Source organism: Flavobacterium sp., from assembly GCF_013823965.1.
Lineage (GTDB): Bacteria > Bacteroidota > Bacteroidia > Flavobacteriales > Flavobacteriaceae > Flavobacterium.
In genome coordinates this window covers 1-10,598 of record NZ_PNNA01000091.1, presented here as the reverse complement: position 1 = coordinate 10,598, position 10,598 = coordinate 1, and the positions used below count along the sequence as shown (strand labels likewise).

8 protein-coding genes and 1 pseudogene are annotated in these 10,598 nt (G+C 37.8%); 3 read left to right on the top strand and 6 right to left on the bottom strand.

The window, feature by feature from the left end:
* Together C0430_RS10530 and C0430_RS10525 are read left to right on the top strand one after the other, a co-directional pair.
* On the top strand, positions 1 to 780 hold a 780-nt coding region (locus C0430_RS10530; RefSeq protein WP_290869455.1), incomplete at its 5' end, for a T9SS type A sorting domain-containing protein.
* Between the two features lie 75 nt (positions 781 to 855).
* Positions 856 to 1,692: a hypothetical protein gene (locus tag C0430_RS10525; RefSeq protein WP_290869453.1), complete on the top strand. Its 837-nt coding sequence runs from the start codon at positions 856 to 858 to the stop codon at positions 1,690 to 1,692.
* Positions 1,693 to 2,565: 873 nt separating this feature from the next.
* On the opposite strand, the gene C0430_RS10520 is transcribed toward C0430_RS10525, so the two are convergent.
* The 3 genes from C0430_RS10520 to eno all read right to left on the bottom strand — a co-directional run bounded on the left by C0430_RS10520 (position 2,566) and on the right by eno (position 6,591).
* Positions 2,566 to 3,480 carry an arginine deiminase family protein gene (locus C0430_RS10520; RefSeq protein ID WP_290869450.1) on the bottom strand — a complete coding sequence of 305 codons (915 nt, stop codon included), beginning with the start codon at positions 3,478 to 3,480 and terminating at the stop codon, positions 2,566 to 2,568.
* A 382-nt stretch (positions 3,481 to 3,862) separates the two neighbouring features.
* Positions 3,863 to 5,146, bottom strand: coding sequence for a citrate synthase (locus tag C0430_RS10515; protein WP_290869447.1), 1,284 nt, complete (start codon positions 5,144 to 5,146; stop codon positions 3,863 to 3,865).
* Positions 5,147 to 5,298: 152 nt separating this feature from the next.
* Entirely contained in the window at positions 5,299 to 6,591 is a 1,293-nt protein-coding gene (eno, locus tag C0430_RS10510) for a phosphopyruvate hydratase (protein ID WP_290869444.1), read from the bottom strand.
* Between the two features lie 678 nt (positions 6,592 to 7,269).
* Here eno and C0430_RS10505 point away from each other — a divergent pair.
* Entirely contained in the window at positions 7,270 to 8,859 is a 1,590-nt protein-coding gene (locus C0430_RS10505; protein ID WP_290869440.1) for a peptide chain release factor 3, read from the top strand.
* A gap of 103 nt (positions 8,860 to 8,962) precedes the next feature.
* Here C0430_RS10505 and C0430_RS10500 read toward each other — a convergent pair whose 3' ends face one another.
* From C0430_RS10500 to C0430_RS10490, 3 genes and pseudogenes are all read right to left on the bottom strand, one after another.
* Positions 8,963 to 9,349, bottom strand: coding sequence for a hypothetical protein (locus C0430_RS10500; protein WP_290869438.1), 387 nt, complete (start codon positions 9,347 to 9,349; stop codon positions 8,963 to 8,965).
* A gap of 204 nt (positions 9,350 to 9,553) precedes the next feature.
* Positions 9,554 to 9,865, bottom strand: coding sequence for a DUF3467 domain-containing protein (locus C0430_RS10495; RefSeq protein ID WP_290869435.1), 312 nt, complete (start codon positions 9,863 to 9,865; stop codon positions 9,554 to 9,556).
* A gap of 3 nt (positions 9,866 to 9,868) precedes the next feature.
* Positions 9,869 to 10,598, bottom strand: a pseudogene (locus tag C0430_RS10490) (DNA-directed RNA polymerase subunit beta'); the annotation flags it as partial.

The following is a 10,598-nucleotide window of genomic DNA, read 5'->3' as shown; positions in this document are numbered from 1 at the left end:
GCAAATTACACTTTAATTTATGTGGGTGCTGATTTAACTATTGTTAAAGCAAACCAAACAATTACTTGGAATCAATCTTTAAGATATGGTTGTGAAGGAGAAACTACCGTTGTTTTAACTGCCGTTTCAAATAGTGGTTTACCGGTAAGCTATACTTCCTCCAATAGTAATCTTGTTTCTGTTTCAGGGAATTCATTGAATTTATTGAATTATGGCTCGGCAACCATTAGCGCTTCCCAAGCGGGAAACAATAATTACAATCCAGCTGTTGCAGTAGCTTTGCCACTTGTTAACAGCCAACCAAACTTAATTAGAAAACAGTTTGATGATGTGATCTTCTTTGACAATAGTTCCAGAAGTTTTAAATCTTACAGTTGGTATAAAAATGGCGTTTTGCTCCCAAGTCAAACTACCCAATATTTTAAAGAAAGTGGAGCTTTAAATGGGACTTATTATGCAGTTGCAACAAAATTAGACGGAACATTAATCACTACTTGTCCATTGGTTTTGGCCCCAACAGTTGAAGAAGAACATATTAAAATTGTACCCAATCCAACAACTCCAAGTGCAAGTTATGAACTTGTCACTAATGTGTCTTCATTGAGATTACAAAATGCGCGAGTGGAAGTATACAGCGTAGGTGGATTGTTGATTGAGAGTAAAACCACTAGTGAAAACAGGGTAATTTTAAAAGCACCAATGGCTGAAGGTATTTACATTGTTAAAATGACCTTGGCAAATGGTAAATATTTCACAAAAAATCTTCTAGTTAAAAACTAAATAATTTAAGAGTATGAAATCCTCATTTATACCAAATGAGGATGGATTATTCTAATGCAAAAAACACACACGAGTATGAAATTTAATATAAAAAGCTTAATAGGAATTACAGTTTGTCTAATTTCTCAAGCAATGGTTGCCCAGTTTTATGTTGGGATACAATCAGGAGTAGGAAATATTCAAAGTAATGTTAAAGAAGCAATAGAAGGTAATAGACTTGGTGGAGCCATGAAATTCGGTTATGTCTATTCTTTAACAAATCATGTCGGAATTGGAACAGGTTTGGAAGTTTCTCAATACAAGCAAGAAGTTTCTTTGAATAATTTTTCGGGAACTCTTAGCAATTATGAAGTTGACCTTTCCAGCTCTGCATTTGTTTACAATGTTACGACAACTAACTATAATGAAAAACAAACACTTCATGCAATTCAAATTCCGCTTTTCTTGCAGTATAAAAGAAATATCAATAAAGGAATTGATTTTAATTTTAGGGCAGGAGCCAAATACTTTTTGCCTGTAAATTATAAAATAAATGTAACGGCAAGTTATGTAAAAGGAACTGCTTATTATCCGGATGTTAATTTGAATATTGATGATTTGCCAGAATATGGTTTTGGTGGTCAAAGTAATTATTCCGCTTCTGGTGAATATGGCACCAAGGGAACCGTGATGAGCATGTTTGAATTAGGTTTTACATTTGATATGGGAGCGAAAAATTCATTATACGCAGCAATGTTTCTTGAAAATGGCTATAGCTCCATTATCGACCAAAAAACAGACGAATCCTATATAGGTTATAACCCAACCTCTGTTGCGGTTAGAAAAGCTAATGGATTGTATAGCACGGATAAGGACGCAAAAAATCGACCCGTGGCATTTGGTGTCACTTTGGAATGGAATTTTAATTTATAAACAGCCTATGTTTTAAAATTATGCAACAGGTCTTGACTCATAATCAAGACCTTTTTTGTTGATGACTTCCCTTTTCAACTAACTTTTTCGAAAGCATACAAGGCCACTGATGGCTTTGAAGCTACGACTAGTTGTTCATTGAATAATTAGAAAAGAAGATTTCACCAAATAAAATCTTGATGTTCCCGCTAGTTGTTTTTCAGGATTTCCAGGTTAGAAATCCGAGAGAAATTCAACTCATCGAATTAAAATGTCAACTTAAAAACGGCTTCGGTTAGAATCCATAAGTAGCTCCAAGTGTTGGCACAGGAAAGTACGCAAACTACCATTCGGAGGCAAATAAAAAATATTTTCAGTAGCCAGGTTTGTGAATTTACACAATCATACCCTGTTTTCTGTTTTGAAATCCACTATGGGAATCGAAACTTAGGTTGCCACTTAAATTTCCGGCAGTCGCGATGACCGATACATAAAATATGGAGAGGCTTTCCATTTTGTGAATAGGCAATGAATCACATCAAGAGGCTTCTGCAAAAAAACAAACGGGGATTGAGATTAAACCTATTGTTGGCTGTGAGTTCAATATTTTCGGGAACCTTTTCGATAAATCCTAAAAAAGACAAAGCACCAAATGCTTTTGTTCACGAAAAGCAAAAAAGCTATCACAATTTGGCCCAAATGGGTTTTTTATTCGTTAGATATTACAAAAGCTGAAGCTGACGACATTAATTTTAAAAAACCATCAAAACGCCGAATATGTATTGTTTATAGATAGAAGTTGTTCGTCAAATCGATTTTGTTGCATTTATTTCAAAAAGTAAATATTTAGATTAGAATCTCCCAAAAGAACTAGCCAAAAACCTATAACCTTTCTTATTCTCTAATCAAAGGCAGGGTAGAACAGCGCAACAACCCTTCTTGTTTGGCGATTTCGGCATAAGGAATTTCTTCCACCACAAAACCATTTGCTCTTAACCAATTATTGAGTCGGGTGAAATTCTTTTCTGAAACCACTACATTGGAATCAATGGAAAAAACATTGGAATTCATTTCATACATTTCTTCCCTGGTAAGGTGAAACAGGTTTTCTTTGCCAAAAAGGTTCACCAGAAACAAGTAATCGGCCTCTTCACGGAAACCTCTTTTGTAAATGATGCCCTTATTTTTGCCTACGGGCTGAAAACAACAATCCAGGTGCAAAGCATTGTCACGCGCTTCCATTTTTGATTTGATCAAATCAAATTCCTTGACTTTTTTATGGGGAAATAACGCCTTGATGTATTGAACCCCTTCCCTATTTGTTCTTGCCGTGATATAGTCTTTGTAATCGCTGCCATTGTAGGTTCCAATAAAAATATAATCGTTCCACAACATGACATCACCGCCTTCGATATGGACTTCCTCGGGAGGACGAACTATTTTTTGGGGATTGATTTTGTCCAATAGGTATTGGATGGCATCCAATTCACGTTCCCGATCCGGCAAAATATTAGATTTAATAAAAACATCCCCAATCACAAAACCAATGTCCCGCACAAATATCTGGTTGTAATTTTCAATTAGGTCAGGACGAAAAACTGTCACGCCATAATTGCACAAAACTTGGTTGAATGCGTCCATTTCGAGTACCATGTCTTCCTCTTTCGGGTAGGTTCCCGCCAAGATATGCTCTAATGATTTGGGGTCGTATGCTTCGGCAACAGTCGGTGTTGGCCCGTTGCTGATGGCAGAACCCAGAACAACTGTTCGAAGTCTCGAAGTTTCATTATTGATGTTTAATTTCAGCATTTTAAGGTTTGGCTTTTGCCAAAGATAAAAAAGCTTCTCGACTAAGAGAAACTTTGTTCACATCTATTTTTAACCTTGACTGCAATTCATCTTTACCATCATCCACAACCAATGGCAAATGAATTTAATTCAAGACATTAAAGCTTGCGTTAAAAATCTCTCCAGCACCCTTTCCTATTTTTACTATTCAAAAAAATCTGTGTTAATCTGTGTAATCTGTGGCAAAAACCTGTCCAGCACTCTTTCCTATTTTCACTATTCAAAAAAATCTGGTTAATCTGTGTAATCTGTGGCAAAAACCTATCCAGCTCAAAACATTTATGCCTTAAAACAAAAAACCGCCTCGGTATTGAGGCGGTTCATTATAATAAGGCAACGAGTACTATCTTTTTTCCGTTTCCACAAAAGATCGCAAAGGAGAACCTGTATAAATTTGTCTTGGTCTTCCGATAGGCTCTTTGTTCAATCTCATTTCTTTCCATTGCGCAATCCAGCCCGGCAATCTTCCTATGGCGAACATTACGGTAAACATGTCGGTTGGAATTCCCAATGCTCGGTAAATGATTCCAGAATAGAAATCTACGTTTGGATATAATTTTCGGGTTACAAAATATTCGTCTTCCAATGCCGCTGCTTCCAGTTTTTTGGCAATGGCCAAAATAGGATCGTCAACACCCAATGTTTTCAAAACCTCGTCGGCTGCTTTTTTAATGATTTTGGCTCGTGGATCAAAGTTTTTGTAAACTCTGTGACCAAATCCCATTAATCTAAAAGGATCGTTTTTGTCTTTGGCTTTGGCCATATATTTTTCGGCATCACCACCATTGGCGTGAATCTCTTCCAACATTTCAAGAACAGCTTGGTTGGCACCACCGTGAAGTGGACCCCAAAGCGCAGAAACTCCCGCAGAAATGGAGGCAAACAAACCAGCATGGGAGGAACCTACCATTCGCACAGTCGAAGTGGAACAGTTTTGTTCGTGGTCCGCATGCAGGATAAACAATTTGTCCAAGGCTTCAACAATCACTGGATTGGCTTTATACGGCTCTGTTGGCAATTTAAACATCAATTGCATGAAGTTTTCAACGTAGCCTATTGTATTGTCATAATAATTCAAAGGATAACCCATCGTTTTTCTGTACGTCCAAGTGGCGATTACAAGGAATTTTCCCATCAATTTACACACCGCTTCATACAATTCGTCTTCGTGTTCCGGATTTACGGCCGAAGGATTAAAAGCAATCAAAGCACTGGTCAAAGCCGACAAAATTCCCATCGGATGTGCCGTTTTTGGAAAGCCGTCTATAATGCTTTTCATTTCCTCGTTAACCAAGGTGTATCTCCTGATATGGGTTTCGAAATCCGTCAATTGTGCTGCAGTGGGCAATTCTCCAAAAATCAACAAATAACATACTTCAAGAAAATCAGCTTTATCCGCTAATTCTTCTATGGAGTATCCTCTGTAACGCAAAATCCCTTCTTCACCGTCCAAAAAAGTGATTTCGCTCACACAAGCACCCGTGTTTTTGTATCCCGAATCTAATGTTATAGCTCCTGATACATCACGTAATTTGCTAATATCGATACCAACTTCATTTTCGGTTCCAACGATTATTGGAAACTCATATTTTTTGCCATCAAATTCTAATGTTGCTACTTTTGACATAATATAATTTGTAAAAAAACTTTAAGTAAATAATTCCTCAAATCTAATCAATTTCAAATGAATTAAAAAATGAATTTCGCAAGGAAATTGTTAAAAGTCACAAAAAAAGCCATTTACTTTACGCAAATGGCTTTTTCATAAAATTCGTGTATTTATTTTACTTTAAATGCATTTTTTCCGGGAAAATAAGCAACATTTCCCAATTCTTCTTCAATTCTGATCAATTGATTGTATTTAGCCATACGATCGGAACGTGAAGCCGAACCTGTTTTGATTTGTCCACAGTTTAAGGCTACTGCCAAATCCGCAATCGTGTTGTCTTCAGTTTCTCCTGAACGGTGAGACATTACGGAAGTGTATCCAGCATTTTTCGCCATATTTACAGCGGCAATAGTTTCAGTCAAAGTACCAATTTGGTTTACTTTTACAAGAATGGAATTGGCAATTCCTTTTTCGATTCCGGTTGACAAACGTTCAACGTTAGTCACGAACAAATCATCTCCCACCAATTGCACTTTGTCTCCAATTTTTTCGGTCAACAATTTCCAACCTTCCCAGTCGTTTTCGTCCATACCGTCTTCAATGGAGATAATTGGATATTTAGCAGCTAATTCAGCCAAATATTCCACTTGCTCTGCAGAAGTTCTGATTTTTCCAGTAGCACCTTCAAATTTTGTATAATCGTATTTTCCATTTTCATAGAATTCAGACGAAGCACAGTCCAAAGCTACCATAATTTCGTCTCCGAAAGTATAACCTGCTTTTTCAACCGCCAATTTGATCGTATCCAATGCATCTTCAGTTCCTCCGGCCAAGTTGGGAGCAAATCCTCCTTCGTCACCCACAGCTGTACTCAAACCTCTGTCGTGCAACACTTTTTTAAGATTGTGGAAAATCTCGGTACCCATTTGCAAAGAATGCGTGAATGAAGTCGCTTTTACCGGGAAAATCATGAATTCCTGGAATGCGATTGGCGCATCCGAGTGCGATCCTCCGTTGATGATGTTCATCATTGGAACTGGCAATGTATTAGCAGAAACACCTCCCACGTAACGATACAAAGGCAATCCTAGTTCATTGGCAGCCGCTTTGGCAACAGCAAGGGAAACACCAAGAATTGCATTGGCACCAAGAACTGATTTATTGTGTGTTCCATCTAAATCAATCATGGTTTGGTCAATCACGTTTTGTTCAAAAACGGAAATTCCTATTAATTCTTCAGCAATTTTGGTATTTACATTTTCAACCGCTTTTAAAACACCTTTTCCCAAGAAAGCTTTCCCTCCGTCACGTAATTCAACTGCTTCGAATTTACCTGTTGAAGCTCCTGAAGGAACGGCTGCTCTTCCTAAAACTCCGTTTTCAGTAACCACATCTACCTCTATCGTAGGATTTCCTCTTGAATCGAAAATTTGTCTTGCGTGAATTTTGATAATAATACTCATTGCTTTTAATTTTAAATTTTGAAATATTTTTTTTTGTCATACAAAGATATTATATCCTATAATAACGATTTAATAAAAAAGAGTAATGTTATTAACGAAAACGTTGTAATTTATTAAAAATAAAACCATTAGGCTGTTAAAAATACAATTCCTATGAAATCCATTCCCTATTTTCCGTATTTGGCAAAAAAAGTCCTAAAAGAACACGGTTTATATATCCTCGGCGCCAGATCCAGAATCAGTAATTCAACCCGTGAAGTGAAATACCCAAAAAGCCAGTTCGAATGTTTTTTGCGTAATGGAATGAAGCAAAACACATCAATATGTTTCACACTCGAAATAACCTTATCGAGAACCGTTTTTACCCCATACCCCAAACCTTCCCGCAATTTAATCCCAGCAAACTGCACTCGCATAATTCCGGCATTCTGGACAAGAATAAACCACTTTCGAAAAATAAAAAAGGCACACGAATTTTACGAATTGACACGAAAAAACAACTATTTTTAATTGTTCTAATTCTTAAAAAAAAGGATAATTCAACTGTGACAACTCATAAAATTGGTGGCAATTTGTGTCATTTTTGGATAAATTCAAAAAGGGAATACCCTGACAGAAAGCACATTTTTTTTTAATTGGCATTTATAAACACTACTTTTGCAGCCTATTTATAAAAATATGGGCTTTTTAGAAGAAATACAGCGAAGAAGAACTTTTGGGATTATTTCGCATCCCGATGCCGGTAAAACCACCTTGACGGAAAAGCTGCTCCTTTTTGGAGGCGCGATTCAGGAAGCGGGAGCGGTAAAGAATAATAAAATCAAGAAAGGCGCCACGAGCGACTTTATGGAAATTGAACGCCAAAGGGGGATTTCGGTTTCCACCTCAGTTTTAGCCTTCAACTACCAAGACAAGAAAATAAACATTCTCGACACGCCCGGACACAAGGATTTTGCCGAAGACACTTTCAGGACCCTGACTGCGGTAGACAGTGTAATTGTAGTAATCGACGTAGCCAAAGGGGTCGAGGAACAAACGGAAAAATTAGTTGCCGTTTGCCGATTGAGAAATATCCCCATCATTGTTTTCATCAACAAACTGGACCGCGAAGGAAAAGACGCTTTCGACCTGATGGACGAAGTGGAACAAAAACTGGGTTTGACAGTTACACCATTGAGTTTTCCAATAGGAATGGGTTACGATTTCCAGGGAATCTACAACTTGTGGGAAGAAAACATCAACCTGTTTAGCGGAGACAGCCGTAAAAATATAGAAGAAACCATCGCTTTTTCGGACGTGAAAAACCCGGAACTGGAAAAAATTATTGGCGAAAAGCCCGCTTATAAATTAAGGGAAGAATTGGAATTGATTGATGAAGTCTATCCCAAATTTGACCGTCAAGATTACTTGAACGGGAAATTACAGCCTGTATTCTTTGGTTCGGCATTGAACAATTTCGGTGTTCGCGAACTCTTGGATTGCTTTGTCGAAATTGCGCCCTCGCCAAGACCCAAAGATTCCGAAACGAGATTAGTTGACCCTACTGAAGAAAAAATGACTGGATTTGTCTTTAAAATCCACGCCAATATGGATCCCAAACATCGAGACCGTTTGGCTTTCATCAAAATTGTGTCGGGAACTTTCGAAAGAAACAAACCCTACCTTCACGTGCGTCAAAAAAAGAACTTGAAATTCTCGAGTCCGAATGCTTTCTTTGCCGAGAAAAAAGAAATCGTCGACATCTCTTATCCCGGAGACATCGTGGGCTTGCACGACACCGGAAACTTCAAGATTGGAGACACCTTGACCGAAGGCGAAGTGATGAGTTTCAAAGGAATTCCGAGTTTCTCTCCAGAACATTTTAGATACATCAACAATGCCGATCCAATGAAAGCCAAACAGCTGGACAAAGGAATCGACCAATTGATGGACGAAGGGGTTGCACAGTTGTTTACCCTTGAAATGAATAACCGAAAAATCATTGGAACCGTTGGAGCGCTTCAATATGAGGTCATCCAATACCGATTGGAACATGAATACGGTGCCAAATGTACCTATGAAAACTTCCCCGTTCACAAAGCGTGTTGGGTAAAACCCAATGACCCAAAAAGTGAGGAATTCAAGGAATTCAGGAGAATCAAGCAAAAATTCTTGGCGCACGACAAATACGGCCAATTAGTATTCCTTGCCGATTCCGATTTTACGATACAAATGACGCAAAATAAATACCCGAACGTAAAATTGTTCTTCACTTCGGAATTTGAATAATGGGGGCAACAATAAGCCTTATCCCGATTTTTAAAACAATCTTTAAAACAAAACGCCAATTCAGAAGAATTGGCGTTTTTTGTATATTGTATGAAATTGTATCTTAAGCCACGGCACTTTCGAAGTTTACGGCTTTTTTCAAAAAAGCTTTAATCAACAAACGATTTGGTGCAGTACCCGAAGTCATGAATTGTTTTTTTGCAGTTGTACCAGCAGGCACAATGTTTGCATTTGGACTTTGTTTTGAACCCATGAACCAAAGCACGAAATTCATATTGGAAGCATTTGATACAGCTTCTTGTTTCATTGGACTAATTTCAACAGTTGTATTTACTATCTCGTTGTTTTCCATTGATGCGCTTTGACCATTATTGTTTTCTACTGCAGTTTGACCAAAAACCGCAACGTTTGATAACAACATACAAACGAACATCATAAAAATGACGGTGTTTTTTTTGTTAGCGTTCTTTGTAGAAATTTTATTCATCATCGTTGTTTTTTATAGAGAAGTATTATTGTATCTCTTATCTGGGGTCAAAACTAAACGAATACTATTCCACTAAAAAATATTTTCGATGAAGGACCGCAAAACTCGTTTAAAACACAAAAAAGGTTTTTGACAGTAATTCAAAGCGAGTTTGGTGACACTTCAGGATATATCAAAAAAAAGGCTCCATTTCTGGAGCCTTCTCTATTATGCTTGTCCTGTTGGACCAAAATTAAGTGGTATTGGAGGTTGTTCGCTGTCTTTTATTTCGCCGTGGGCGACTTCAAAACGGTGAATATTTTCTCCAATGGCCTTCAATAATCTTTTGGCGTGTTGCGGAGTCAAGACAATTCTTGATTTCACTTTGGCCTTTGGAATACCTGGCATGATGCTTACAAAATCCAGCACAAATTCAGACGATGAATGGTTAATTATGGCTAGATTCGAGTAAACCCCTTCTGCCGTTTTCTCGTCCAACTCAATGTCGATTTGTCCTTGTTGTTGATTTACAGTACTCATGTCTTAATAAATGTATTCTTCTTTATTGGCCATCATTTCATGGTAATCTTCATTCGAACCTACAATCGTGTTGTCGTATTCTCTCATACCGGTTCCGGCAGGAATTCTGTGACCCACGATTACATTTTCTTTCAAGCCTTCCAAGTAATCAATTTTACCTGCCACGGCAGCTTCGTTCAATACTTTGGTCGTTTCCTGGAAGGATGCAGCAGAGATGAACGATTTCGTTTGAAGCGATGCTCTCGTGATACCTTGCAATACCGGAGTTGCGGTTGCCGTGATAACGTCACGAGCGACAACAAGATTTTTATCCGTACGTTTCAACAATGAGTTTTCATCACGCAATTCACGAGGAGAAACAATCTGTCCTGGTTTCAAGTTGCTTGAATCTCCGGCGTCTTCAACCACTTTCATTCCGTATAGTTTATCGTTTTCAACAATAAAATCTTTGGTATGAATCAATTGTTCTTCCAAGAACAAAGTATCACCTGGATCTTGTACTCTTACTTTACGCATCATTTGACGTATAACCACCTCAAAGTGTTTGTCGTTGATTTTTACCCCTTGCAAACGGTATACTTCTTGAATTTCGTTTACCAAATACTGTTGAACAGCAGCTGGACCTTGAATTCTCAAAATATCTTCCGGAGTGATGGCACCATCTGACAATGGCACACCAGCTCTTACAAAGTCATTCTCTTGTACCAAAATTTGGCTAGAAAGTTTCACTAAA

Excerpts from the sequence above, each read along its gene's own strand:
- C0430_RS10525 (WP_290869453.1), top strand. The coding sequence starts at position 856 with ATGAAATTTAATATAAAAAGCTTAATAGGAATTACAGTTTGTCTAATT.
- C0430_RS10520 (WP_290869450.1), bottom strand. The coding sequence starts at position 3,480 with ATGCTGAAATTAAACATCAATAATGAAACTTCGAGACTTCGAACAGTT.
- C0430_RS10515 (WP_290869447.1), bottom strand. The coding sequence starts at position 5,146 with ATGTCAAAAGTAGCAACATTAGAATTTGATGGCAAAAAATATGAGTTT.
- eno (WP_290869444.1), bottom strand. The coding sequence starts at position 6,591 with ATGAGTATTATTATCAAAATTCACGCAAGACAAATTTTCGATTCAAGA.
- C0430_RS10505 (WP_290869440.1), top strand. The coding sequence starts at position 7,270 with ATGGGCTTTTTAGAAGAAATACAGCGAAGAAGAACTTTTGGGATTATT.
- C0430_RS10500 (WP_290869438.1), bottom strand. The coding sequence starts at position 9,349 with ATGATGAATAAAATTTCTACAAAGAACGCTAACAAAAAAAACACCGTC.
- C0430_RS10495 (WP_290869435.1), bottom strand. The coding sequence starts at position 9,865 with ATGAGTACTGTAAATCAACAACAAGGACAAATCGACATTGAGTTGGAC.